The sequence below is a fragment of the Paenibacillus sp. FSL R7-0189 genome (genome assembly GCF_037969925.1).
Taxonomy (GTDB): domain Bacteria; phylum Bacillota; class Bacilli; order Paenibacillales; family Paenibacillaceae; genus Paenibacillus_AQ; species Paenibacillus_AQ odorifer.
In genome coordinates this window covers 547912-573887 of sequence record NZ_CP150223.1, presented here as the reverse complement: position 1 = coordinate 573887, position 25976 = coordinate 547912, and the positions used below count along the sequence as shown (strand labels likewise).

Below are 25976 nucleotides of genomic sequence, written 5' to 3'. Positions count from 1 at the left end.
AGCATCACCCTTAATTGATCAGGTGAACAGCGGATTTCCATTCATGCCGACCCAAAGAGCGGATTGTTCAAGCTGGGCAGCAAGCTGAAGCAACAAATCTTCACGGCCTTTGTTCGCTATGACTTGAACGCCTAGCGGCAGGCCATTTGCTGACTTATGGACGGGCACACTCATTGCAGGCTGGCCTGTCAGATTTGCGAGCTGGGTGAACGGTGTATAGGTTAGGCTTGGCTCAAACATCTCGTAAATTAAGCGGCTCTGTTCTTCTTTTGGCAATTCATTTACGTGCAGCAGCTTTGCTATCTCTGCAGGTTTATGCGTTAATTCACCAATTTTGGGAGCAGAGTTTGCATTCGTAGGTGTTATATATAAGTCGTAATGATTAAACAGTTCCGCCATTTGGGCGGCTGCAACGTCCCATTCATCCAGACTATGTACGAATTCGGCCGCTGAAACATTTTTTCCGGTCTCACCAAGGACCCACGTAATGATATCGACATCGTCAGCAGTTATGGAACGTCCCATATTTCTCTCCAGGGAGACGAACATCGCTGCTACCTCTCCGGCATTCATCGTATAGTAGTTCTCCATCAGTCTTGTGCCATTCACAGGACTTTCTGTTTCTTCAACCGCATGTCCTTCAGCTTCGAGCCATTTCACGGTTTTGAGAACAGCATTTACGGCCTCTTCAGAGACAGGCGTACCTACTGGGGAAGCAGTCGTAAATCCAATTCGTAGTTTACGTTGCGTAGGCTTAAACAGGTCATCCAGATATACGCCCGGGTATAACGGGGTCTGGAAGGCGGCTTCCGGCTGCACAACCTGCAGCAGATCTAACATAGCAGCGCTATCGCGAACGGACCGGGTTAAGGCAAAATCAATAGAAGCCCCTTGCCATTGACGGCCGACTCCGGGTCCTACTGGTGTGCGCCCGCGCGTGGGTTTAAGTCCGAATAGGCCTGTGAATGAGGCGGGAATACGGATGGAGCCACCACCATCACTGGCTCCTGCTACTGGAACGATACCAGAAGCTACAGCCGCCGCGGCTCCGCCACTTGAACCTCCAGGAGAATATTCGAGATTCCAAGGATTACGAGCAGGGCCGTGGAGGACATTCTCTGTAATGTTTTTTAAGCCGAACTCGGGTGTATTCGTATGGCCAAGTGGAATAAAGCCGGCTTTCCTAATCCGTGCAACATAATTTGAATCCCACCGTGCGACATTGTTCTTCATCAGCATAGCCCCGCAAGTGATGGGCTCGCCAGCGATAGATTGGGAAATATCTTTTAATAGAAACGGAACGCCAGCAAACGGCCGAGTGTTATCCTGAACAGGCATCTCGTCGGCTTCTCTAAGAGCAGCTTCACGACGGGTGCGCACCACCGCATTTATGACCGGATTGATCTCATCTAACCGAGCAAAGGCGGCTTCGACCAGCTCACCAGGTGAAATTTCACGTGCTTTGACAAGTGAAGCAAGTCCTAGAGCGTCATAGGTAGAGTAAGAAAAGGACAAATTAGATACCCACTTTCAATTTAGGATGATTATTATATTATACATCCCATTAGTTATTTTTTGAAAATGGGTAATCTGACATCTATCAATTCTTTTTTACGTCATATTAGGCTATACTTAGTGTTAAATGATTTTATGGGGTGTACTGATGAACGAAGAGAAATATCAGAATGTGGATGGATTAATGGAGGCTTTCCAACAATTCGCTAGAATGAACTGGCGTAAAACCACGATTTGGGGCTTGAAGCCAAGTGAGGTCCGGATGTTGGTTTCTTTAAAGCTTGGTAAAGAACGGGAAGGGAAGAAGGGACAGACGGTTTCGGAGATTAGCAAGTTTCTGAAAGTCACCTCTCCTACGGTTACCCAAATGCTCAATAGTCTGATTGCACAAGGATATGTGGTGCGTACTTCTGATGCACAGGATCGCCGAGTTAGTGAGATCACGCTTACGGAAAAAGGGGAGCATCTGGCTGAGATGGCTGTAACGAAATCCCGGAATACCTTTAAAGGTATGATCGATTACATGGGCAAAGAACAGACGGATACGTTAATGGAGCTGTTAAACGGAGTCTATGTTTACTTCGAAGAATTGAACGATCAACCAAACGAATCCTAGCCCTTCATATAAAAAAAGAGATGCCGCACAGCCTAAGCTGTTTACGGACATCTCTAATGTAAGGTTATTTGTGATTAATGTGCAGCAGGCACAGATTTTTCGAGTTTTTTACTCCCGTTTTTATCCTCTGCGTGTGTCTCCATTTTTTTCTCTCCACTACGTAATGGAATCTCTTTAAGGAACAGAACGAGCAGTGCTGCGATAACTAACAGCGCCGTACCACTTAAGAACACAACTGTCAGGGAATCGCTTAGTGCGTTCCGCAGCATCTCAATCAATTGATTGAAGAGCGGCTGAATTTGCTCTGGCAGTGTTGCATGCAATTCTTTAAGCTTAGGCTGATCTAGCAGCATTTGAGGATTCATAAAGGCAGAAAGCTGTTTAGCGGATTCAGGATCAAGTTTGGATAAATCCGGACCTTTGCCAGAGGACACCGCTGCCTCTAATTTTTTCGTTAATGAGGAGTTCATAATGGTACCCATGATGGCAATACCTATGGTTCCACCTAAATTACGGAATAAAGTATTTGTAGCAGTAGCAACACCTAGCATTGAAGGCGCTACAGCATTTTGTACGGTTAGTGTAAATACAGGCATCGATAGTCCTAACCCAACCCCGAAGATAATCATGCTGACTACAGCCGTAGCAATGTTACTCATAAAGGCCATTAATATCATGGCTACAACCATGAATGGCATCCCCATTAGAGCATAACGTTTATATTTTCCTGTTTTGGAGATCCATCTTCCCACTAAAGTACTTAGTACAATCATAGTAAGTGACATTGGCATATTGATGAAACCAGATTTAGTTGGGGAGACGCCCTCTACCCCTTGCACGAAGAAAGGCAGGTAGATCATTGCGCCCATCATACCGGCATTCATCAGGAAGCCGACAATCATTGAGATGGATACGATGGAATTCTTAAATAAGGATAATGGCAATACTGGGCTTTTAGCTTTACGTTCAATCAGAATCAGGATAATCAGACCCAGAATGGAAGCCCCAAAAAAGCCGAGAATCTCCGGAGAACCCCAGTCATATTTTGTTCCTGCCCATGAAAAGCCGAGCAAGAGCGCAACAATGGTCAGGGAAAGGAAAATGGAGCCTAAGTAGTCGATGGACTCAGATGTAGAACGCGTGGTTTTAGGGAACATTTTCAAAATCATAAAGAAGGCCACGATCCCGAAAGGTAAGAAGATCCAGAAGATCCATTTCCAAGCCATGTGATCTACCATGAATCCGCCAAGGGTAGGACCAATTACGCTGGAGAAACCAAATATCGCCATCATAATTCCAGTCCACTTGGCTCTCTCTCTTGGAGCGAACAAATCACCTACAGCGGTTACGGTGGCCGACATTAGAATCCCGCCGCCTAGACCTTGAATCCCGCGATAAGTGATCATTTGAAAAATGTTGGTCGACAATCCGGATAGGAAAGCACCTATAATAAAAATGACAATCCCTGATAACAGGAAGGGTTTTCTTCCGTAAATATCGGATAACTTACCGACAAGTACGGTAGCAATGGTTGAGGTGAGCATATAGATGGTAATTACCCAGGTATAATGTTCAATACCTCCAAGCATCGCAATAATTCGGGGCATTGCTGTGCCCACAATCGTCTGGTTGATTGCTGCGAAAAACATAGCCGCCATTAAAGCAATCATAATTGTAACTTTCTTTTTCTGAGTGAGATGCTCCAGAGCAGTTCCTCTCCTTTAACTTCTATATATTGTAGTTTGGGAATTCATGTCGTAATAATTAGGTAGCCAAACTATCATTTATGTATAATACACAAATTCATCAATTAGCACAACAGGTTAATTATTAAATTTTAATTTAAAGAGAATTTGAATTTGACTTGATTTTTTGGGAATAGGTAAGTAATCTAATTAGATTGAGGTATATTGGAGGTGCCCTATGGATACCCATGACAATCAAGAGCAGAAGCTGATCATAGCCCTTGAAAATATAAAGCGTCTGACTGCTCGCCCCTACTCGATTGATGTAGTATCGTATAGAGAGTTTGTTATGATGTACGTCATTCACACTGTTATGAAGCAAAAGAAAGCCACTGAAGGTGACAAACAGCACCGGGGAGTTATGATTTCTAAATTAAGTGACCTGCTCCAGATAAGTAGACCTACTGCCACGCAAATGGCAAATACTTTGGAGGAAAAAGGTTACGTAGTGCGTACAACATCCGATACAGATCGTCGGGTCGTATATATCTGTCTGAGTGAGCTTGGAGAGCAGATTTATAGCAGGCAGATGGCATCCTATTCCGGCATTTTGAGTGAAATCACGCAAAAGGTCGGTAAGGAAGAGATCGACCAGCTGATCTTTTTGTGCGATCGTTTTCAAGAAGCGGTGCATGAGGTCAGAAGCCGTCATTTTTTTCCACAGTCGGATGAGGAGCCATTAGTTATAGATTCAGTATAGAAAGCCCAACATCAAAAGATATTCCTGCAGACCTGCGGGAACATCTTTTTTTGCATCTTAGAGCAAGGAGTGATTATCATCAGAATATTAGCAATTAGTGACATTCACGGAAGTTATGTAGAATTCAATGCCCTATTATCAAAAGTGAATTATCGCCCGGCGGAGGATAAGCTTATTTTAATGGGAGATTATGTGGATAGAGGTCTGGACAGTAAAGGAATTGTGGAGCAAGTGATGACTCTGCAGCAAGAATGTGGAGTGATAGTTCTCAAAGGAAATCACGATAAAATGGCTTGCGATGCGCTCACCAGCGATGATGATAAATTGGATACCCATTGGCTAACTAACGGCGGATTTCATACACTGATGAGTTATTGCGAGGCGGGCTACGAAGGTTTGCAGAAGGATTTTGGCTGGAAGGATTATATGCAGCTAAAAGAAAAAATTAGGCGGGACTATAGACATCATATAGACTTTCTGAGCACATTGCCGCTTTATCATGAGACGGAAGAACATATTTTTGTTCATGCAGGCATTAATCCATTAATAGAGGATTGGAAACAGCAGGACCCTTATGATTTTATCTGGATTAGAGAACCCTTTTATAAGAATCCGGTAGTTAGCACTAACAAAACGGTTGTTTTCGGTCATACTTCGACGATGGATCTGCATGATTCAGAAGAAATCTGGTTTAGTCCACTGGGAGATAAAATTGGCATAGATGGTGGCTGTGCATATGGCCAACGACTAAATTGCTTGGAGATTTCCGCAGGGAAATACATAACGCATTTTGTTCGGAATGGTGAGACGCTTTGAGCGTTCTCCCATTTTTTTTAGAATAGTAATGAATTAAACGTTAACTATGTATAAAATAAAGATAGGAGGGGTGCAAATAGGTGAATGCGAACAACAAATATCATATCCTCATGCAAGGGGCCGTCAGCAAGAATGTGAGCGAAACCTGTAAGGAGTTTGGCATTTCCCGGACGATCTATTATAAGTGGTCTAAAGCTTATCAACAACATGGAATGGATGGACTTGGGGAGAAGAAAAAAAAGCCGGTAATGCCTAATAAAGTAGATAAGAAAACGGAAAGATTGATCTTGGAGTACGTCGCCAGATTTCCTGAGGATGGGCCTAAACGCATCTTTTATGAACTGCAAGATGAAGGTATGCAAATAGGGGAATCCGGTATTTATAATGTACTACGTCGAAACGGACTAAATAAACGAATAGAACGTGAAGCTTACGCCAATCAAATCAAAGCAAAGAAGAGGAATCGCGCACAATCCACTCACACTAAAGGATTTAAAGAGAAACGGAAAATACTAGATTATAAGATGAAGAATCCGATAAATGCTCATCCCGGGTATATGTGTCAGCAGAGTATTAGCTATTTGGGAGTTTTACCGAGGGTCGGAAAGGTATATCAATATGTAATTTATGATGCCTACTCCAGACTAGGTCTAGTTAAGCTATACAATCGGAAATCTACCATTCATTTTATAGATTTTATGCATTTGAAAGTTCTCCCATTGATGAAGACATTAGATTTTCATATCGATAATCTGGTTACGAACAAAAGCCGTGAATTCATTACGAACTGGGACAGAGGAAAACATAAATATAGTGAATTTTTACATAAGAACAATATTAATCAAGTCGCTATAACGGTAGACCAAACAGAGATATTTCAGCCCTTGCAGCAATTTGCGGCGGTGTTGACCAAAGAATTCTACCAGCAGGCTTGGGTAGATGATACGATAGATTCTTTTGAAATTTTAGAAAAGCGCTTACATGAATACTTGAAAACCTACAACTTCAACAGGCAAATTACAGACGGACCTAATCAAGGTAAAATACCATCGGATGTCGCACTTTCCTATACGGGACAACGAGAAACTTTGCCATTATGGTTATTTACAAGGAGATAACGGATGATGACAAACACGAAGAATAAAGACCGAATTGGAATCATCGGTGCAGGGATTTCTGGGGTTACGGCTGCTTATGAATTAGCGAAAAAAGGATATACCAACATTACCCTCATGGAGAAGTCGGATAGAGTAGGAGGAAAGTGTCATTCTATTGAGTACAAAGGAAAAAGTTATGAAATGGGGACGCTAATCGGCCTGCCTACCTATAAACATACGATGGATTTTATGAGAGATTTTGATCTTATGGATAGGGGACCATTGTTAGAACGTGGATTTTTTGATAATAATGGGAGAAAAACTTCACAAATTCCCATGGAGCAGATAGAGGCGTTTACACAAGAATTCAAACGATTGCCGGATATTCTAAAACGCTATGAGTCTCTCCAAGAACCGGGTTTTCTCCACTTACCGCCAGATTTATGTCAGCCATTTTCGCAGTGGTGTGTAGAGAATAAGCTGTCTGTCCTTGAGCAGGTCTACATGCATTATTTTAATACTTTTGGATTCGGTGGTATCCATAATGTGCCCGCTGCATATGTGCTGAAATTTCTAAGCTATGATAATCTGTTGTCGTTTATTGAAATTACTCATATGATAACCTGGCCTAAGGGTGTTACTGAGCTGATTAGACGAATGGCCGACCAAGTAAACGATCTACGCCTGACTTGTGAAGTGCTTTTTATGGAGCAAGAACAAGATGGGCAGGTTCGAGTAGAGACGAGTCAGGACATCTTTTATTTTGACAAGGTCATTTATACAGCAGCTTTAGAGCAAATGGGCGATACAGTTAGCCTGTCAAGTGAGGACAAAACTTTATTAGCGAATATAACCTATGAATGGTTTAGGGTATATGCGTATAGAGTGAAGGGGTTGCCGGAGCTTTCTGGCTATATCCCCCGGAATATGTACCCTGAACGTAAAGGGCATATGATGGCATGGTACTATCGGTGGGCAGATATGGGAACTACGGATCTAGTTACGGTTTATGTAGCAGAGAATGAAGCTATGACTGATCTGGAAATGCGAGAGACGGTAGAAAATAAACTTCGCGAGCTGGGCGGAGAGAGCATTCGACTATATATGATGAAGCGTTGGAGGCATTTCCCACATGTGGATTCTAATGCGCTACATGAGGGATTTTATGAACGGGTTGATCAGATGCAGGGGAAAAACAATATCTATTTAGCTGGAGAAATCATGAACTTCCCTACACTTGAGAATTGTATTATATACGCGAAACACTTGGTTGAACGATTCTTTTGAATAACATTAATGAGGAACCTTGTCCACAAAGAAATTTGTCGACAAGGTTTTTTTACATTCAAGTTAGGTTTGCAGTATATAGTTCTATAGACATGTATTCTAATAGATTTCTCAGAAGAAAGGTAGAAAGTTTGGCGAATTCTAGTGCTAGGGTTGTGTAAACTCAACTTGAAATGAAACTAAAAAAACACTGATAAATCAACGTTTTAAGCGATTTGATCGTTTAAAGAGGGATGGGCTATATTGGACCTGAGACACAGATTACATACACCAACCTACAAGGAGGAGTAAAACATGTTTTTATTCGAATCGATTCCCTGGTACTCTGCGCTAATGTGGTTAGTAGTACTAGCAGGATTAATGTTTGTAAATGAAATCGCACGGAAGAGCAAGTGGTTCTCAATCATTCTGTTTATAGTTGTCCCTATTGTTCTTACCATAGCGGTTTGGCCAAATACGGCAGGAGAAGGTTCCAGTACTGGAACATGGTTTCACTGGGTAAAAGTATATTCTGCTTTGGCAGGATGTATAGGGTTTATGGCTATCCGTTATGTTAAAGGATGGGACAAAAATAAATATATATTAATGTTCCCGGCTATTATCCTTGCAGTTAACATTCTTGAAGCAGTTATTCGTGATTTCCAAGTGTACAGCTTGCAAGGTATGGTGGATGGCGTAATGATGGTAGGTGGTCCTTGGAACATTATGAACGGGATCGCAGGTATTCTGAACATTATTACGATTTCTGGTTGGATGGGTATTGTGATCAGTAAAGATAAGAGTAAAGATATGTTGTGGCCTGACCAGCTTTGGTTCTGGATCATTGCTTATGACATTTGGAACTTTGCCTATGTATATAATGCAGTTTCTGACCATTCCTTCTATGCAGGTGCAGCATTGTTGATCTCTTGTACCATCCCGGCGTTCTTCTTTAAAAAAGGGGCATGGCTGCAGCATCGTGCACAGACTTTGGCGATTTGGATGATGTTTACGATGTCGTTCCCGGCGTTTGTTGGCGAGTCAAAGTTCTCTGTACAATCCTCTCATAGTGAAACCGCTCTGTGGATAGTAAGTGCATTATCTTTAGCTGCTAATATTGCAGTGTTTGGTTATCATTTCTATAAAATCATCAAGCATAAACGCAATCCGCTTAAAGAGGAAGTTTATACGGATTTAGCTGCTTATAAAGCTATTGCAGAGGGTGCGAATTAATAGAGACATTATAGTAATAGTGATAGAAGTTCCTCCTGCTTAAAGGGGGGAACTTCTTTTTGTGAATAATTAAAGTTCTAATTATCAGAGCCCCATATCCGCCCGTTGCTGCGCACGAAATGTTTTCCTTTTTATACAAAGCAAAAGACAGGTCAGTAATAAGACACATAATAAAGTTGCCGTATATGTGAAATTGCTGTTCCAAAACACTATCTGAATATTCATTAATGAGTGAACGCCGATCACGAAAAATAAATTTCGGGTTAAGATATAGAGTAGAGCGAATATAATTCCTAGAATTAGAAGCATGATAAAATCATAAACAAACTCCATTCCAACTAATCCTGAGTAAATCCGGTTTGGGATATGTATGGCGGCAAAGATCGATTGTGAAATTAGCATTGCAGAGATCATCCGTGTAGTTTTGTTGTTGATTTTTTTTAAGTATAGATAGATATGAACGAGCAGGAAGCCGCGAAATAAGATTTCTTCCAATAAAGCATTTCCCAAGACTTGACCTAGAATTTCACCGAAAACTAAATTTGAATGGCTGAAGATAGCATTGTTAAGTGTTAGCTCTGAGTGATTCAAGTGTACCATACACAAATCTACTATATTTATAGCGAGCCAAAACAGAAAGGTACCCAGCAGTCCGGCTCGTAATTTTTCTATTTTTAACCCAAAATCCCGGGGCGAAACTTTAGCTATCAGAATCAAAAAAATAATTACTTCTAAGAGAAGCCCAACTAGATTGGCGGCTAACGTTTCATTGATCCAGTGGTTTGTGTTTTTGGCAATAAAACTTAAATATCCATGCTCAAAAAGGATGAGATTAACCGCAAGAGTAAAGATAATATGAATAAAAATGAGGCTCGCTATAAAAAGGTAGTGTGTAGGCTTTGCTTCAAAAATCGATGATGGATTGAACTCCTTGGCGTGAAGCATCAATGGCAGCTCTCCTGAATACAAAATATTCCAAATTAACCTTAGATTTCACTATATCCTTTTTGAGTCCAAGTTTACTGTTACAAAAATCATGTGTTATTCTTCACATTCGCCCATCCCCAGATTGACAGAAGCAAGGGCACTGGCTATACTTGAAATGTTAAAATGCAAATCGGACAAATCGTTGATGAAAATGAAGTACACCGGAGGATGGCTTGATCAGAGAAAAGGTTCCTTTACGAAACGTTTCGTAATGGCTGTGAGAACCTTGAAGACAGGCCGGTGGAAAGCTAATTTCGGAGTGTGAGCAATGCTCACCGGGGGCGCCCGTTATCAGCCGCGACAAGGCGATCGTCTGCAATTGTCCCATTAGTGGGGTCAAGGCGATAACCAGGGTGGTACCGCGATATTAATCGTCCCTGAATTATTCAGGGGCGTTTTTTTGTTTTTATTTTTTAGGTATTTTGTAATTTCCGGTGTAAATGCCGAAGTAAAAAGATGAGACGGGAGCTGTAAATGATGAAAGCAAGTGAAATTCGTTCCAAATGGCTTAAATTTTTTGAAAGTAAAGGTCACAAGATTGAACCAAGTGCGTCCCTCGTTCCTCACAACGATCCTTCGCTTCTGTGGATCAATGCGGGTATGGCACCTTTGAAAGTGTACTTCGATGGCCGGGAGGTTCCAGAAAATCCGCGCCTGACTAACTCACAAAAATGTATTCGTACCAATGATATCGAGAATGTGGGTAAGACACGCCGTCACCATACATTTTTCGAGATGCTGGGTAACTTCTCCATCGGCGATTATTTCAAAGAAGAAGCTATCACATGGGCTTGGGAGTTCCTAACCGGCAAAGAGTGGATCGGCTTTGACCCGGAACGTATTTCCGTAACGGTGTACGCAGAGGATGAAGAGGCATTTAAGCTGTGGAATGAAAAGGTTGGCCTGCCTGCTGAACGCATCATTAAGCTGGGCGACGATAATTTCTGGGATATTGGCGAAGGCCCATGCGGTCCTTGCTCGGAAATCTTTTATGACCGTGGTGAAGCTTACGGCAGTGATATGAGCGATCCGGAAATGTATCCAGGTGGAGAAAATGAACGCTGGTTAGAAGTATGGAACCTGGTGTTCTCACAATTCAACCATAACAAGGATGGCAGCTATACGCCGCTTCCGAATAAAAACATTGATACAGGGGCTGGCTTGGAGCGTTTTGCATCCATTCTACAGGATGTAGATTCCAACTTCGACACTGATTTGTTCCAACCTATTATTCAAAAGACAGCACAGCTCGCGGGTGTAACTTATAAAGATAACGTTGAGCAGGATATCGCGCTTAAAGTAATCGCTGACCATGTGCGTACCGTTACTTTTGCAGTAGGGGATGGAGTACTTCCTTCTAATGAAGGACGCGGTTATATTATCCGCCGTTTGCTTCGCCGTGCTGTTCGGTACGGAAAGACCTTGGGTCTGGATCGTCCATTCCTGTATGAGCTGACTGAAACCGTTGGCGAAATTATGGGTGTCTACTATCCATCCGTTGTGGACAACCGCGAATATATCGCAAAGATTATTCGTACTGAAGAAGAACGTTTCCACGAAACATTGTCTGACGGATTGGCTATTTTGGGTGAGATCAGTGCTAAAGCAAAAGCAGAGGGTCTCAGCAATATTGCTGGAGCCGATGCATTTAAGTTATATGATACTTATGGATTCCCATTTGACTTGACCGAAGATTTCGCAGCGGAGCAAGGATTAACTGTAGACCGTGAAGGTTTTGATGCGGCTATGCAGGAGCAACGTGACCGTGCAAGAGCTGCACGTCATGATGGCGGCAGCATGAAGATTCAGGGAGGCGCACTAGCAGACCTGACGGTTAAAAGTGAATTTGTTGGATATAATGACTCGGTAACAGAGTCGAAAATCCTGGCTATTGTTGTGGGTGATGAATTGGTAGATGTCGCCGGCGAAGGCGCAGAATGCCAAGTTATTCTTGAAGCAACACCGTTCTATGCTGAGAGCGGCGGACAAGTAAGTGACACCGGTGTGCTTACTGGGAGTTCAGTTACGGCTAAGGTAAAAGGACTCTTTAAAGCGCCGCACGGCCAACACGTACATTTGGTAACTGTGGAAGCGGGAGAATTGAAAGTGGGCGAATCTGTTCGCGCGGAAGTGGATCGTGCAGAGCGTGAAGATATCGTGAAGAACCACACAGCTACCCATTTATTGCACAAAGCGCTTAAAGAAGTTCTTGGCGGGCATGTTAATCAAGCGGGATCTTTAGTGGAAGGTGCTCGTTTGCGGTTTGACTTCTCCCATTTTGGAGCGATTACTCCAGAAGAACTGAGCGATATCGAACATCGCGTAAATGCACAAATCTGGCGCGGTCTAGATGTAGTGATTGAGAACAAGCCGATTGATGAAGCTAAAGCAATGGGAGCAATGGCGCTCTTTGGTGAAAAATACGGTAATATCGTCCGTGTCGTTCAAGTGGGCGATTACAGTCTTGAGCTTTGCGGTGGTTGTCATGTATCCAACACGTCGCAAATCGGAATTTTCAAGCTGCTTAGCGAAAGTGGCATTGGATCCGGAGTGCGCCGCATCGAGGCAGTTACCGGACGTTACGCTTACCAGTTCACTGAAAGCCAGCTAGATTTGCTCAAACAATCAGCAGGCCTTCTCAAGTCTTCTCTGAATGACGTTCCGAAACGGATCGAAGCGCTGCATAACCAGGTGCGTGAGCTTTCACGTGAGAATGAATCTCTGCAATCCAAGCTGAGCGCTACTTTTGCTGCTGAACTTACAAGCAGTGTGAAGACAGTTGGTGCAGGTACGCAGCTCCTGGCTGTTGCTGTTCAAGCAGGCAATATGGATGCTTTGCGTTCTACAGCGGATGAATTGAAATCCAAGCTTCCGGATGCAGTGCTTGTATTAGGTGCGGCGATGGATGATAAGGTGAACTTTGTAGTATCTGTACCGCAAGACCTTGTGAAGAAAGGTTTCCATGCTGGTAAACTCGTTAAAGAAATCGCAGCGGTTTGCGGCGGCGGCGGTGGCGGGCGTCCAGATATGGCGCAAGCCGGCGGTAAAGATGCTTCTAAGCTAAACGAAGCATTGGCAAAGGCTGAAGAATTGGTAGCTTCCTTAGCCTAAGTTAAAATTACGAAACCATTTCTCTAACTAAACGTATTACGAGAAAACATAGCGGTACTGAGAGTTTGATATCAGTACCGCTACTCTTTATTAGCAGGATGTTAGATTATTCATGAAGAATTGTGCTTGACAATAGCTTAAAAGCTAAAAATATCATAATTTTTGTAGAGAAAATGCCAAAAAAAGCGTTAATAACGGGCAGGATTTCCTCGTTGGGGCATGAATATGTTATGATAAAGGAAGCAAGCGAGCTGCACAGTAGCAACTTTGCGAAGCCGTCCCAAAAGGCGATTTTGCAGAAGGAAGGTGTCACAAATGGACTCCATGGACAAAACGGTCAAATTCAATGTGAAGGGCGACGAAAAGGAAGCTTCTCCCCAGGAAATATTGCTAGCAGTATACGATGCACTGGTGGAGAAAGAGTATCATCCGATCAATCAGATCGTAGGGTATCTTCTTTCCGGAGATCCGGCTTACATTCCGCGCCATAACAATGCGAGAAGTTTGGTCCGGAGAAAAGAACGTGATGAGCTGATTGAAGAGCTGGTTAGATTCTATCTCGTCAATCACAGGGTGGACAATCCGAAATGAAGAAAAAGTTAGGTTTAGATTACGGCGACCGTAGAATCGGTGTAGCCACAAGCGATGTTTTTGGCTGGACGGCACAAGCTCTTGAAACGATTGAGCGCCGAGGTACGGGTAATGAGTTCGAACGCATTCGTGAACTTGTTGCAGAGCACGAAATTGGAGAGATTGTAGTTGGTCTGCCGAAGAATATGAACGGCTCAGTAGGACCCCGGGGCGAAATTTGTATTGAATTCGCTGATAAGCTACGGGAAGAGTTAGAAATGCCCGTACACCTTTGGGATGAGCGTCTGACGACGGTATCCGCAGAGCGGGTGCTGATTGAAGGGGACGTCAGCCGGAAGAAACGCAAGGGGATTGTGGATAAAATGGCTGCAGCCCTGATTTTGCAAAATTTTTTGGATGCTAACAGTAAAAGGTGAGGGGTGCGAGGATATGACAAACGAACAGATTGGCCAAGAGGAAGAACCGGAAATTATCTATATTCCCGATGAGGAAGGTAATGAAGAGGAATTCGAGGTCATTATGAAGTTTGAGGTTGATGGCTCGGACGCTAAGTATATGATGGTGGTTCCGCTAGACTCCGAGGACGAGGAAACCGATGAGGTATACGCGTTCCGTTATGTGGAAGAAGGCGACGATCTTCAATTGTTCATGATCGATAATGATGAGGAGTGGGCGATTGTCGAAGAGACTTTCAACACACTGGTCGACGAGTTGGACGGAGGATCGGAGAATGACTGAGATATCCGCTGATCAAGCGGTGTGGACTTCACGGCTTAAAGAAGCATACGGAGAAACTGTAGAACTGGAAGATGAGCAAGGCAAATCTTCCATTTACGATATTATCGCCGAATTTGAAGTCGGTGATCGCGGATATGCGGTGCTGAAAGGCTCTGGCAAAGACGTGGAGTATGAAATCCTGCGTATCGTTGTCTCTTCTGACGGACTTCCGGAATTGGAGAGCATTATGGACGATGAAGAGTGGGAAGACATCTCTGAGCTATACGATGAGATGACTTTTCCAGCAGATGGCGCTGAATAAATCTTAAACATGTACGTTACATTTATGATGGGCACGGAAGAGGGCGGAGAATTCCGCGCTCTTTTTGCTTGAAATGCGAGCAATATCCTGTATAAACATCAATTTAAGGAAATATATATTGAATTTTAAGCAATACACTTTTATACTTTATAGTCGGAAAGTGAGGAACCAGACTTGAAATCCGCAATCCGTACTGTGTTAATCATTATTCTTTTGCTGGCAGCAGCAGGAGGTGGGGGAGCATGGTACATTTGGAACGGGATGCAGCCGGTAGAGCCTGCAGGTCCTGCTGTAACATTTACGATAGAGAAGGGCATGGGAAGTGCGGAGATTGCTGATCTGCTTGAGCAGAATGGCATTATCCGTAAGAGTCTTTTTTTTAAGGGATATTTGAAATGGACTAAAGAAGGCTCTAGCTTCAAAGCAGGTACTTATATCGCTAAGCCGGGTGACAGCTATGATGAACTCATTGCGAGATTAAATGCAGGTGATGTAGTTAAGGAAGAAACTGTGGTCTTTACCATCCCCGAAGGATATACTGCTGAGCAGATCGCTAAGAAGCTCGCTGAAGCTTGGAATCAGGATGCGGCTACTTTTCTTGAAATTATGGATACTGGTGCAGGTTTGAAGGGGATTGATATTCTGGGTATCCCGCAGGATAAGAATCTTCGCCACCGTCTTGAAGGATATTTATTTCCCGAAACCTATGAACTGACCAAGGATAGCACGCCCCAGGAAGTTGTAGAAGCACTTTTGGATCAGTTCCAGAAGAAGCTGGATACGATTCCCGACTGGCAGCAAAAGCTAGAAACGCGAGGATTGTCTCTGCATGAACTGTTAACCGTAGCCTCGCTGGTAGAGCGGGAAGTTGTGGTGGATAGTGAACGTCCGCTTGTGGCTGGGGTTATTTATAACCGCCTAAAGAAAGAACAGAAGCTGGAGATTGACGCTACCGTTCAATATTTACTCAATAAGCAGAAGGAAAGACTTTTGTATAAAGATTTAGAAGTTGATAATCCATATAATACGTATAAGAATATTGGACTTCCTCCGGGACCTATTAGTAATCCGGGGCTGGAGTCCATTCAGGCGGCTCTCGAACCAGAAGTTTCTGAATATTATTTCTATGTGACCAAAAAAGATGGTACACAGGGCCATTTGTTTGCTAAGACCTACAAGGAACATTTAGCCAATATCGAAAAAAGCAAGCAAGAATCGAAATAAACTATTAAAATGAAGAGTGGTGCGGTTGAAATAACTGTACAAGTAGGAGGTACAACATGACTAACAAACCGGAATTGCTGGTGACGGCAGCGTCCTTAGAGGAAGCTGCTGCTCTGCTGGATGCCGGAGCAGATGCGCTGCTCATTGGGGATGACCGTTTCGGGATGCGGCTTGCTGGACATTTCTCTCTGGAGGATACAGCGACTGTCGTAGAAATGGCGCATTCGCGAGGCTGCAAAGTGTATGCAAGCTTGGGTGGGCTGATGTCTAACCGTCTGCTGGATGAGCTTCCTGACTATGTGAAGGCTTTAGGTGAGCTTGGCATTGATGGTGTTGAATTCGGGGATCCAGCTGTGTTAACCACAGTGAAGAAAGAAGCGCCAGCAATGAAGCTGCACTGGAATGCGGAAATGACTTCCACCAACTATGCGACCGCGAATTATTGGGGACGCAAGGGGGCTTCTCGTGTCGTGCTGGCCCGTGAGCTGAATATGGATGAAATGACGGAAATGGTTCCGCTTTTGGAGATTGAGGCACAGGTGCAGGTTCATGGAATGACCAATATATACCATTCCAAGCGGAAGCTTGTTGAAAGCTATATGTCACATCAAGGCCGTCCTAGTGATGGAGGAAGTCTGGGGAAGGAACGCGGACTATTTCTGATTGAGGAAGAACGAGATGACCAGAAATTCCCGATTTATGAAGACGAGAACGGCACTCATATTATGAGCTCGGATGATATTTGTATTTTGGAGGATCTGCATATTCTGATGGCTGCAGGTATACACAGCCTTAAGATTGAGGGACTCTTGAAATCGATAGCGTATAATGTGACGGTTGTGAAGACTTATCGTAAAGCTATAGATCTTTATGCGGCTGATCCGGAAGGTTATGCCTTCGATGAGGAATGGATGGATGTAATCAGAACGGTGCAGGACCCTGAACGGGAGTTAAGCTTCGGATTTTTCTATAAAGAGCAAGTATATTAAGTTTGACAAAAATAAAGAGGTTATAGGTCCCCACGAAGATTAGGACAGCATTTATAGCATGTGACTTAGCTTTGTGGGGCGATGGAGGGGAGAACAGGAATGGGAACCATGACAAAGCCGCAATATAAGGGCAAACGTTACCGTCTGGACAAACCGGAGCTCCTCGCTCCGGCTGGTAATTTGGAAAAATTGAAGTTCGCAGTACACTATGGTGCGGATGCTGTTTATATCGGAGGACAACAATACGGCTTGCGTTCCGGCGCAGATAATTTCAGCTTCGAGGAAATGCGCGAAGGTGTTGAATTCGCCAAGAAATATGGCGCTAAGGTATTTGTTGCAACAAACATTTATGCTCACAATGAAGATGTCGCGGGAATTGAAGAATACCTGCGTAACTTATATGAAGCTGGCATTGCTGCTATTATCGTAGCTGATCCAATCATTGTAGATACAGCACGCCGGTTAGTGCCTGGACTTGAAGTGCATTTGAGTACACAGCAGTCTACATTGAACTGGCAAGCGGTGTCCTTCTGGAAAGAAGAGGGGCTTCCGCGTGTTGTTTTGGGCCGTGAGACAAGCCTGGAAGAGATTGCTGAGATTAAAAAACATGTCGACATTGAAATCGAAAGCTTCATCCATGGTGCCATGTGCTCCTCATATTCGGGTCGTTGTGTATTGTCCAACCATTTCACCGACCGTGATTCCAATCGCGGGGGCTGTTGCCAGTCTTGCCGCTGGAAATATGATTTGTTTGAGGATGCACGTCCGGAAGGGACTTGGGTGTCTGAGGAAGAGCAGGCTGAAGCGAAATCTCCAGCTCCTCTGCTTCCAGGTGTAACTCAGATTCCACTGCATCAGCAAGGAGATAATCCCTTCTCCATGGGCTCTAAGGATCTGTGTATGCTGGAAAGTATACCTGAACTGATTGAAGTGGGCATCGACAGCTTCAAGATCGAAGGGCGAATGAAGTCAATCCACTATGTGGCTACTGTCGTAAATGCATATCGTAAAGCCATTGATGCTTATATGGCAGATCCGGAAGGGTATGAATTGAAGCAGGAATGGCTGGATGAGCTTAACAAAGCGGCTAACCGTCCGCTAAACACAGGATTCTTCTATGATACTCCGGATCATGAAGATCATATCTATGAGCCTGAAGAAAAAGTAGCTCCGTATGATTTTGCCGGACTTGTAATTGAATACGATGCTGAAAGTGGTACGGCACTAGTTCAACAGCGCAATCACTTTAAGCCAGGTCAGGAAGTAGAATTCTTTGGACCTAACGATACGTTCTTCAAGCAAACGGTTGGCGAAATATGGGATGAGAAAGGCAATTCGCTTGATGCCGCCCGTCATCCACTGCAACCTATTCGCATGAAGGTAGATCAACCAGTTGCATACTTTGATATGATGCGTAAGAAGAAGTTTTAATAAAAAACAGGGAAGCTTTTGGTCATCCAAGAGCCTCCCTGTTTTTCTTTTTGACAAAGCGAACAATAAGTTATATATATTAGGGATTAACAAATATATCCAAGGGAGGAGGTCCAACAAGCTATTTATTATGATTAAACATACATAGGTTAAAAGTTGTAAAAAAAGTCTCGTAAAGCTAAGGAAAAAGACCTAATACGCCGATATATATATTGGTTAACGCTTTCATGCGTATTCTAATATTAGCGGGTAGGTGATCAAGATGGGGGATCCTGATCAAGATAGTATTAGTGAAAAGCATAATGAGAGAAGGTTTAGCATGAATAAAAAGAATAAGAAATCGGCGATTACAGGAAACAAGGAAACAAGCAAGATTGAAGGGGCAGGCAAGACACCTAAGTTTAATTTGAAGAATGGAATAGATTTACGGGGACAGATCAAAAGAGTTAATCCTATGGAATCTGTTGGCGTGAAGATATTCCTGATATTTTTGTGTGCAATTGTAATTGTGGTAATGGCACTTGGACTGCTATCTTATTCAAAAGCCAAGAAGACAATTAAGAACAACGTATCGGAAGCCTACCGTCAGACTATTATTCAGACCTCAGAGAAGTTAGATATTACTTTGAAGCAGTACGAGAACTTGGCTTTACAGCTTTATTTTGATGCGCAGATGCAAGAAGATTTGAAGTCTTTAGTGACTGCACAATCTTCCTATGAGAAATTTGAAGCTACAAGCGCAGTAACTAAAAAGTTGTCCAGTCAGATTACAACGGATTCTAATATTCTTAGTGTTTCTTTGATCCCGGAGTCACCTGATCAAGACATTGTTACAAGTGGCAGTGGCGGCATTAAGTTAGATAACATTAGAGAACAAGAATGGTATAAGAAGATTGTCGACAACACTGCATCTTATGAATCCTACTATTCTAAAGGTGATGGTGATGCGGCCAAGAACATATGGTTCTCTACAGCTGTTCAAGGTGATGGAGACAAAAATATTGCTATGGCAAGATCTCTCAAAACCCTGGGCTCAGGTACAGGATACATAGTCATCCTTGTGTTGAAGAATACATTGCTGGAGGAATCATTCGCAAGTGTCCAGCTGGGAGATGGCTCTCGAATTCAACTTGTCACTCCTGATGGAACCGTAGTAGCTTCTTCGGATTCAAAAGACGATGGTAAACCTTCAGAGTTTGCTTTTATTCAGGCAAGTAAAAAAGATAACAAGAGTTTGGATGAAAAAGATACAAACGGGGAAGAAATCCTTGCTGTCTTTAATCCAATGATCCGGGCGGATTGGAAGTTGGCAGGGGTAGTCCCAACAGATGAGCTAGTGAAAGAAGCACGTCCGATTCTGTTGACTACTTTTATTGCGGCTGCTGGCGCGGCTCTTCTAGCCATAGTAATCGGGATTTGGATGGTGCGTATGATTGCTCGTCCTCTAGCTCGCTTGAAGGATCTTATGGTACAAGGTGCAGGTGGTGATCTTAGTGTACGTACAGAATATGTATCTAAGGATGAAATTGGCCAGCTGTCAGCTTCCTTTAACGTGATGATGGAGCGTATTACTGAGCTTGTATCGCAAACGACAGAAACCGCTCGGGATGTGCTGGAGACCGCTGGTGAGCTTGGTGAAGCCTCACGTAAGACAGCTATTTCTGCGAAGGAAATCGCAGCCGCTACGGAAGAAATTGCCGGTGGGGCAGGCAGCCTGGCGCTCGAAGCTGAACGTGGTAATGAGCTTACAGATGTGATAGCTACGCAAATGCAGACTGTGATTTATGCCAACACTGAGATGGATGAAGCAGCACGTGGGGTTGGTGAAGCTAGTGCTCAAGGTGCTAAGCAATTAACGGACCTGCTGGATCAGACCAGCCGCACTGGAGAAAAAACAAGTGCACTTGTCGAACGTGTCAACCACCTGAAGGAGACCGTATTCTCCGTAATTAAGGTGTTGGATGTGATGAAGAGTATCACGCAGCAGACGAATATTTTATCATTAAATGCGACAATAGAAGCCGCTCGTGCAGGAGAAGCTGGTAAGGGCTTTATGGTAGTTGCGGGTGAAGTGCGGCAGCTTGCTGACCAATCGAAGCAATCTATTGCCCTTGTTGCTGGAATTACGGATAAGATCATGGCGGAAATGAACGAAACGGAAGCTGTATTATCCGAAGTAGCACCACTGTTTAAAGAACAAGTAAGCTCTGTGAAGAGTACAAGTGATATCTTCTTGTCCGTAAAAGGACAGATGGATGAATTCATAACAAGCTTAGAATCGGTAACAACAGCGATTAGCAGTCTGAATCATTCACAAGGTGTGTTGTCAGAGGCTATGGGGAATGTTAGCGCCGTAGCAGAACAGTCTTCAGCAACTTCCGAAGAAGTAGCTTCCCTCAGTAATGAACAGCAAAATGTAAGTGATCAACTCGTTTCATTATCTGGCAAACTGGAAAGTGCTTCAGGTCAATTGAAGGACAAGCTGTCATTATTCACTATAAAATGAGTAGATTCATCACTAATCTCTAAATTGTTTACCTAACAAAACCGCTTCTTCAACATGAAGAGGCGGTTTGTTGTTGTGTAATGAAGAACTACACCGTATAATAACTTTGTTAGGTATTTGTTATAATTTAATAACAAGTTAGGTAAAAAGTATTAAGGAGAAGGACCAAATGAAAGGTAGACGCATCTCTGGCTGGTGGTCCGTTATCGGGGACATGAGCATGGAACGCAAGCTGCTCCTCGTCTTTTTAATTATCATTACCCTCCCGCTATCCTTCATCAGTGTATTTACCTTCAAGAGCTACTCAGAATCTATTCAGGGGAACACTATTGCTTATTCTGAGAAATTAATCGATCAAATGATGGATGGAGTAGACGATTATATCGAAGATATGAAGCGTATTTCATCTATGCCCGCCTATGTGAATGATATCAAACTTAATTTAATACGTTCAAACCGCTACCATGAGCAGAAAAAGATTATGGGAGGCGCAACTGGGAGTGCTACTTTATCACCCGGTGATTTTGATCTACTGTTGTCCATTCAACGGGGGATAGAGGGCAACATTTCGTTTATTAACAATATTAAGCGAGGCGCGAACTCGGTTTATATTTTTGACGCTTACGGAAATGGTTATTATTCTGCGAAGGATGGTGGCGTACGGCTCGATCTCGAGCAAAGCTATAAATACTGGAGCCAGCAGACTAAGGATTCCAGCGGAGAAGCATTATTGTTCGGTACTCAGGCGTATACAAGTAATCTGCAGAGCACCCGATATGCTTTTACCGTTGTTCGCAAAATCGTGGATGGCTTGTTAAATCCAATCGGGCTGATTGCGGTTGAAGCGAATATCAGCAATTTGGAGAATCAAGTTACGGAGCTGGATAAAGTCACCCATGGGAAGTCGTTGATTGTGGATGAGAAGGGAATGGTCATCTACGACAGCGACAAGAAGCTGCTGGCCACAGATATTTCTGATTCAGACTTGTTCAAAAGAGTTGGGGGAATTTCTGGAAGCTTCTATGATACAGTCAACGGAAAAGAGCGCTTAAATATATACTCTGGTTCTGCCAAAACCAATTGGAAGGTAATTATCTCTATACCTGTTGATGTACTGATGCGTGATGTGAAGGTGACCCGTAATACAACACTTGCTGCTACATTAAGTATCATTGTACTGGCGTTAATTATTTCGATTATTCTTTCCGTTGCCCTTACTAAATCGCTGACTCAAATGATTCAATTGATGAAAAAAGTTCAGGGCGGCGATCTGGATGTGATGTTCAGAGTTAAACGGCGTGACGAAATTGGTCTGCTGGGGCATCAATTCAATCGTATGTTAGCCCGAATCAGGCAGCTAATTCAGGATATCTACCGCATAGAAGAACAGAAAAAGGAAGCAGAGCTTCATGCGCTGCAGAGTCAAATCAATCCTCATTTTATCTATAACACACTGGAGTCGATCCGAATGACCGCTGAGCTGAATGATGATGTCGAAGCTGCGGATATGATCTCTATTCTGGGCAAACTGCTACGGTATAGTACAAGTGATCTGAGCGGTAATACGACATTGAAGCAAGAGCTTGGATATGTGCGTAATTATGTTGAGCTGCTTAACTATCGTTATCCTAACCGGTTTTTGCTGGATATTGATGTGCCGAAGGCGTTAGATAATTACTCTATTATCAAGCTGGTCTTCCAGCCCATCATTGAGAATGCTGCTTATCATGGCTTAGATGATAATAAGCCGCAAATGCATTTAAGCATCCACTGTGAGATTACAGAGCAAATGCTGTTGTTTCATATCAAAGACGACGGTATCGGAATGGATGAGAAGACTTTGGAGAAATTGAATGATGGGCTGCAGAACGAAAGTCCTCCTAAGAAAAGCATTAACGGGGGCATAGGCATGAAAAATGTACAGCAGCGAGTGCGTCTTCATTATGGAGCGGCATTTGGGATCCAGGTATATAGTGAGCTTGGACGAGGGACCGATGTTATTTTGTCGCTGCCATTACTGGAGCCGGAAATGATTGGCTTACCTGAGTAACGAAATAAGAGGGGGCTGTCCGTTGAAGGGGTTGAAATTAGAATGGACTATGCGAACCATACTGTTACTTCTCTTGGTGTTATTGAGTAGTAGCTGTGCCAATAACAATAAGCAGGCGCAATCCACTCCGCCTCCAGTTGGAGACGAGGTGATGTCTGACTTGTCCGGCACCATAGTCATGATGACCAATCGAATAGATCTGATTGAGAACGGAACTTTTCAAGGATACGCGGACCAGTTTAAACAGAGATACCCCGAAGCCAATGTGGAATTTGAAGGTTTGTCCAATTATGCAACGGATATTCTGGTACGGCTGTCCACGAAAGATGCCGGTGATGTACTGCTGCTTCCGGTGAATCTTCCGGCAAAGGAGCTGGATTATTTTTTCGAACCGCTGGATGAAGAAACCGCTGCTAGTGAGCGTTTCACTTCTTTTGCTACGTATAACGGGAAACGTTATGGGCTGTCCACTGGGACTACTACGGTTGGGATTGTCTATAATAAAAGGGCATTCGAAAAAGCAGGGATAACTACTGTTCCGAAGACACTGGATGAATTCTACGAAGCTTGTGCGAAATTAAAACAAGCGGGTATTATCCCCCTATATATGAATTATGGGGCCGTCTGGCCTTTACGTGAATGGGGGAACAGTCTGGTTAACTATATGACAGGCAATCCAGAGTATCTAAATAATATGGTAAATGAGGATAGCCCATGGCAGCTTGATAATGAGTGGGGGAAATCAATTTCCATTGCTCGAACTTTAATTGGTAAAGGCTACGTAGAAGATGAACTATTCTCGAACAATTGGGAGATATCAAAGACTAGGCTAGCTAAAGGTCAAGCAGGAATGTATTTACTGGGGAATTGGACGATTGGACAAGTCCTTGATGTGGGGGCTGACCCGGATGATATAGGATTCTTCCCGTTTCCTTATGATAATGGCAGCACTCATTATGCACCGATCAATCCAGATTGGTTCATGGGGGTTAGTAAATACACCAAGAACAAAGAGCTTGCTATGGCGTGGTTGAATTTTTTTGTAAAGGAGACTTCCTATCGGGATGACTGGGGATTCCTTCCGGCTGATGGAAGCTTGAATTCCTCTATGTCGCAGTACCGTGAGTTTTTATCTTATAAGCCTAAGCTACTTGATGCTACCGTACAAAGTGATGCGTTCATCGATCTGGCGAATAGAGCCAAGCTGTCCTTTTGGTCCGGGGATTACATTCAGGAGTTACTGGCTGCGCCTGATTTACAAAAGGCTTTTGACGAATTGAATGCAAAATGGAAGGAAGCGCGGGCAGGAACATCAGAAACTTCTCAGCCTTAAAGTTAGTACTACATAAATTTGATGACATTCTCTGGAGGGTTATATATGGCTAAAAAGGTCACTATGCAAAAAATCGCTGATCATCTCGGCGTATCCAAATTCGTTGTTTCCAAGTCACTTTCGGGTAAAGGCGGCGTTAATGAGACGACAAGAGAACGAGTGATTCAAGCGGCATCGCAGCTGGGTTATTTTACGCAAAAAAATGCTTTTGTCCAAGGCATAAAACGCACCCCTCCGATAGGTGGCGGTGATCGGAATAAGCAATCCGTGCTGGTGTTAATGCCGAATATTCGTTCTCAGACGCAGGATTCCTTGTATTGGGGGAAAATTGTGGATGGTATTGCTATTGCGCTGGATCAGGAAGGGCTTGGGATGGTCATTATCTCTGAGAATCGTGCGGATAATTTCGTCAATATTTTGAATCCAAATGGAATCCTTGGCTTAGTAGGTGTGGGACAAATCTCTACTTCCTTACTGCTTGAGGTGCATCGTATTGGTCTGCCGATGGTGTTGATTGACCATGAAGATCCGCTAATTCCAAGTGATACCGTGTTTGCAAATAATGTGGATTCCATGGCTCGACTTACGAATCATTTGATGGGAACAGGCCATACCCAAATGCATTTTATCGGCAATATTGGATTCTCACGCAGTTTCCGCGACCGGTGGATTGGCTTCCGGAGTGCGCTGGAGGAGAGCGGAATAAGACTGCCTTTGGAAGATGATGCGAATCTTTTTCTGGAAGGGGTGGAGGAAGACTTATTTCAGGAGGATTTTAAAAGCTGGGTGAATAAGCGTAAAAAAGCCAAAACACTCCCGACAGCCTTGGTCTGCGCTAACGACTCCACAGCCCTTTCGGTCAGTGACATTCTTAAGGAAGAAGGGTTTAATATTCCGAAGGATATCTCAGTTACAGGCTTTGATAATATTGAGGATGCCTTAAGAGGAGTTCCCCCGCTTACAACTGTTCATGTTCCTAAAGAAGCGATGGGCCGAGCCGCAGTGGAGAAACTTCTGAGCCGTATTCATAATCCTTCTGCGCCGCTTGAGAAAATACTTATCGCAGCGGACATTGTTCATCGTGATTCTGTGGATAAGCCGCGAGACTAGAACTATGTTGTGATTTGCTTGAGTAAGGGGGAGTTTAGCTATGACAGAACCAGTTGTCATGCCAAGGATTGAAGGCGAACAGATTCAACTACGAGGTGTACAAGTATCCGATCTGGAGGCTTATTATAATTTTTTGCTTGATGTTGAGATGGGGCAATTAACAGGATCACAAGGAGATTTCTCCCGTGAGCAAACAGCAGCTTGGATTCGTAAGATTAGTGTTCCAGCCGAGGATCGTGTAGATCTTATGATTATAGTAAAGGACACGGGTGAGCTCATTGGAGAAGTGGTACTAAATGAAATAGATCCGGACAATCGTAGTGCAAATATCCGAATCGGCATTTGTGGACATGAACATCGGGGTAAGGGTTACGGTACTGAAGCTATGACTCAAATGCTACGATATGGCTTTGAAACTTTGAAGCTGCACCGCATCCATCTCGGCGTATATACTTTTAACCCCAGAGCCGTTCATGTCTATGAGAAGCTTGGTTTTCAACGCGATGGTGTGGAGCGGGATGCTCTTTATGTAGACGGAGAGTTTCATAACATGATTCTGATGTCCATGCTTGAGGAGGAGTTCCGCAGTTTGTACAATTAAAAAAAGTGAATCTACG

At 43.5% G+C, this 25976-nt stretch carries 22 protein-coding genes; 19 read left to right on the top strand and 3 right to left on the bottom strand.

Translation table 11 applies throughout. The features are described from left to right. Positions 1 to 18: 18 nt before the first annotated feature. Positions 19 to 1515 (bottom strand): amidase, encoded by a 1497-nt coding sequence (locus MKY63_RS02545; RefSeq protein WP_339811426.1) that lies wholly within the window; start codon positions 1513 to 1515, stop codon positions 19 to 21. A gap of 148 nt (positions 1516 to 1663) precedes the next feature. Here MKY63_RS02545 and MKY63_RS02540 point away from each other — a divergent pair, with 148 nt between their 5' ends. After that, the gene (locus MKY63_RS02540; protein ID WP_076126284.1) at positions 1664 to 2131 is read left to right on the top strand and encodes a MarR family transcriptional regulator; all 468 of its coding nucleotides are present in this window, start codon (positions 1664 to 1666) and stop codon (positions 2129 to 2131) included. A gap of 74 nt (positions 2132 to 2205) precedes the next feature. Here MKY63_RS02540 and MKY63_RS02535 read toward each other — a convergent pair whose 3' ends face one another. Continuing rightward, positions 2206 to 3801, bottom strand: a complete 1596-nt coding sequence (locus MKY63_RS02535; RefSeq protein ID WP_339811423.1) for an MDR family MFS transporter — start codon at positions 3799 to 3801, stop codon at positions 2206 to 2208. 253 nt (positions 3802 to 4054) lie between these two features. Between MKY63_RS02535 and MKY63_RS02530 the strand changes: the two genes are divergently transcribed. The 5 genes from MKY63_RS02530 to MKY63_RS02510 all read left to right on the top strand — a co-directional run bounded on the left by MKY63_RS02530 (position 4055) and on the right by MKY63_RS02510 (position 8988). Next, on the top strand, positions 4055 to 4576 hold the full coding sequence (locus tag MKY63_RS02530; protein ID WP_076126288.1) for a MarR family transcriptional regulator: 522 nt from the start codon (positions 4055 to 4057) through the stop codon (positions 4574 to 4576). Between the two features lie 69 nt (positions 4577 to 4645). Continuing rightward, positions 4646 to 5392, top strand: a complete 747-nt coding sequence (locus MKY63_RS02525; protein ID WP_339811420.1) for a metallophosphoesterase family protein — start codon at positions 4646 to 4648, stop codon at positions 5390 to 5392. 80 nt (positions 5393 to 5472) lie between these two features. Further along, positions 5473 to 6510 (top strand): helix-turn-helix domain-containing protein, encoded by a 1038-nt coding sequence (locus MKY63_RS02520; protein WP_339811417.1) that lies wholly within the window; start codon positions 5473 to 5475, stop codon positions 6508 to 6510. A 3-nt stretch (positions 6511 to 6513) separates the two neighbouring features. After that, on the top strand, positions 6514 to 7776 hold the full coding sequence (locus tag MKY63_RS02515; protein ID WP_076184718.1) for an FAD-dependent oxidoreductase: 1263 nt from the start codon (positions 6514 to 6516) through the stop codon (positions 7774 to 7776). 294 nt (positions 7777 to 8070) lie between these two features. Next, positions 8071 to 8988: a DUF5692 family protein gene (locus tag MKY63_RS02510; RefSeq protein WP_076134042.1), complete on the top strand. Its 918-nt coding sequence runs from the start codon at positions 8071 to 8073 to the stop codon at positions 8986 to 8988. Positions 8989 to 9072: 84 nt separating this feature from the next. Here the strand turns inward: MKY63_RS02510 and MKY63_RS02505 are convergent, their stop codons facing one another. Next, on the bottom strand, positions 9073 to 9933 hold the full coding sequence (locus tag MKY63_RS02505) for a type II CAAX endopeptidase family protein (RefSeq protein WP_339813425.1): 861 nt from the start codon (positions 9931 to 9933) through the stop codon (positions 9073 to 9075). A 519-nt stretch (positions 9934 to 10452) separates the two neighbouring features. Between MKY63_RS02505 and alaS the strand changes: the two genes are divergently transcribed. The 13 genes from alaS to MKY63_RS02440 all read left to right on the top strand — a co-directional run bounded on the left by alaS (position 10453) and on the right by MKY63_RS02440 (position 25960). Further along, positions 10453 to 13086, top strand: a complete 2634-nt coding sequence (gene alaS / locus MKY63_RS02500) for an alanine--tRNA ligase (RefSeq protein WP_076104917.1) — start codon at positions 10453 to 10455, stop codon at positions 13084 to 13086. A 315-nt stretch (positions 13087 to 13401) separates the two neighbouring features. Further along, positions 13402 to 13677 carry an IreB family regulatory phosphoprotein gene (locus MKY63_RS02495; RefSeq protein ID WP_036675601.1) on the top strand — a complete coding sequence of 92 codons (276 nt, stop codon included), beginning with the start codon at positions 13402 to 13404 and terminating at the stop codon, positions 13675 to 13677. Then, positions 13674 to 14093, top strand: a complete 420-nt coding sequence (gene ruvX / locus MKY63_RS02490; protein ID WP_036675598.1) for a Holliday junction resolvase RuvX — start codon at positions 13674 to 13676, stop codon at positions 14091 to 14093. Before MKY63_RS02495 ends, ruvX begins: the two co-directional genes overlap by 4 nt. Before the next feature lie 13 nt (positions 14094 to 14106). Then, positions 14107 to 14415, top strand: coding sequence for a DUF1292 domain-containing protein (locus tag MKY63_RS02485; RefSeq protein WP_038569507.1), 309 nt, complete (start codon positions 14107 to 14109; stop codon positions 14413 to 14415). Continuing rightward, the gene (locus MKY63_RS02480; protein WP_076104918.1) at positions 14408 to 14716 is read left to right on the top strand and encodes a DUF1292 domain-containing protein; all 309 of its coding nucleotides are present in this window, start codon (positions 14408 to 14410) and stop codon (positions 14714 to 14716) included. The genes MKY63_RS02485 and MKY63_RS02480 overlap by 8 nt, the downstream gene beginning before the upstream one ends. A gap of 174 nt (positions 14717 to 14890) precedes the next feature. Then, on the top strand, positions 14891 to 15940 hold the full coding sequence (mltG, locus tag MKY63_RS02475; RefSeq protein WP_254924546.1) for an endolytic transglycosylase MltG: 1050 nt from the start codon (positions 14891 to 14893) through the stop codon (positions 15938 to 15940). A gap of 56 nt (positions 15941 to 15996) precedes the next feature. After that, the gene (locus tag MKY63_RS02470) at positions 15997 to 16929 is read left to right on the top strand and encodes a peptidase U32 family protein (protein ID WP_036675589.1); all 933 of its coding nucleotides are present in this window, start codon (positions 15997 to 15999) and stop codon (positions 16927 to 16929) included. A gap of 99 nt (positions 16930 to 17028) precedes the next feature. Further along, entirely contained in the window at positions 17029 to 18360 is a 1332-nt protein-coding gene (locus tag MKY63_RS02465) for a U32 family peptidase (protein WP_076214032.1), read from the top strand. A gap of 319 nt (positions 18361 to 18679) precedes the next feature. Then, positions 18680 to 20866, top strand: a complete 2187-nt coding sequence (locus MKY63_RS02460; protein ID WP_256721464.1) for a methyl-accepting chemotaxis protein — start codon at positions 18680 to 18682, stop codon at positions 20864 to 20866. Positions 20867 to 21035: 169 nt separating this feature from the next. After that, positions 21036 to 22916: a sensor histidine kinase gene (locus tag MKY63_RS02455; protein WP_036675579.1), complete on the top strand. Its 1881-nt coding sequence runs from the start codon at positions 21036 to 21038 to the stop codon at positions 22914 to 22916. A gap of 22 nt (positions 22917 to 22938) precedes the next feature. Beyond that, positions 22939 to 24249, top strand: a complete 1311-nt coding sequence (locus MKY63_RS02450) for an ABC transporter substrate-binding protein (protein ID WP_051490861.1) — start codon at positions 22939 to 22941, stop codon at positions 24247 to 24249. A gap of 45 nt (positions 24250 to 24294) precedes the next feature. Then, positions 24295 to 25359: a LacI family DNA-binding transcriptional regulator gene (locus MKY63_RS02445; RefSeq protein WP_339811410.1), complete on the top strand. Its 1065-nt coding sequence runs from the start codon at positions 24295 to 24297 to the stop codon at positions 25357 to 25359. Between the two features lie 40 nt (positions 25360 to 25399). Next, positions 25400 to 25960, top strand: coding sequence for a GNAT family protein (locus MKY63_RS02440; protein WP_036675574.1), 561 nt, complete (start codon positions 25400 to 25402; stop codon positions 25958 to 25960). Positions 25961 to 25976 lie beyond the last annotated feature (16 nt).

Excerpts from the sequence above, each read along its gene's own strand:
- alaS (WP_076104917.1), top strand. The coding sequence starts at position 10,453 with ATGAAAGCAAGTGAAATTCGTTCCAAATGGCTTAAATTTTTTGAAAGT.
- MKY63_RS02505 (WP_339813425.1), bottom strand. The coding sequence starts at position 9,933 with ATGCTTCACGCCAAGGAGTTCAATCCATCATCGATTTTTGAAGCAAAG.
- MKY63_RS02440 (WP_036675574.1), top strand. The coding sequence starts at position 25,400 with ATGACAGAACCAGTTGTCATGCCAAGGATTGAAGGCGAACAGATTCAA.
- MKY63_RS02510 (WP_076134042.1), top strand. The coding sequence starts at position 8,071 with ATGTTTTTATTCGAATCGATTCCCTGGTACTCTGCGCTAATGTGGTTA.
- MKY63_RS02540 (WP_076126284.1), top strand. The coding sequence starts at position 1,664 with ATGAACGAAGAGAAATATCAGAATGTGGATGGATTAATGGAGGCTTTC.
- ruvX (WP_036675598.1), top strand. The coding sequence starts at position 13,674 with ATGAAGAAAAAGTTAGGTTTAGATTACGGCGACCGTAGAATCGGTGTA.
- MKY63_RS02485 (WP_038569507.1), top strand. The coding sequence starts at position 14,107 with ATGACAAACGAACAGATTGGCCAAGAGGAAGAACCGGAAATTATCTAT.
- MKY63_RS02470 (WP_036675589.1), top strand. The coding sequence starts at position 15,997 with ATGACTAACAAACCGGAATTGCTGGTGACGGCAGCGTCCTTAGAGGAA.
- MKY63_RS02465 (WP_076214032.1), top strand. The coding sequence starts at position 17,029 with ATGGGAACCATGACAAAGCCGCAATATAAGGGCAAACGTTACCGTCTG.
- MKY63_RS02455 (WP_036675579.1), top strand. The coding sequence starts at position 21,036 with ATGAAAGGTAGACGCATCTCTGGCTGGTGGTCCGTTATCGGGGACATG.
- MKY63_RS02495 (WP_036675601.1), top strand. The coding sequence starts at position 13,402 with ATGGACTCCATGGACAAAACGGTCAAATTCAATGTGAAGGGCGACGAA.
- MKY63_RS02515 (WP_076184718.1), top strand. The coding sequence starts at position 6,514 with ATGATGACAAACACGAAGAATAAAGACCGAATTGGAATCATCGGTGCA.
- MKY63_RS02445 (WP_339811410.1), top strand. The coding sequence starts at position 24,295 with ATGGCTAAAAAGGTCACTATGCAAAAAATCGCTGATCATCTCGGCGTA.
- MKY63_RS02535 (WP_339811423.1), bottom strand. The coding sequence starts at position 3,801 with ATGATTGCTTTAATGGCGGCTATGTTTTTCGCAGCAATCAACCAGACG.
- MKY63_RS02530 (WP_076126288.1), top strand. The coding sequence starts at position 4,055 with ATGGATACCCATGACAATCAAGAGCAGAAGCTGATCATAGCCCTTGAA.
- MKY63_RS02480 (WP_076104918.1), top strand. The coding sequence starts at position 14,408 with ATGACTGAGATATCCGCTGATCAAGCGGTGTGGACTTCACGGCTTAAA.
- MKY63_RS02460 (WP_256721464.1), top strand. The coding sequence starts at position 18,680 with ATGAATAAAAAGAATAAGAAATCGGCGATTACAGGAAACAAGGAAACA.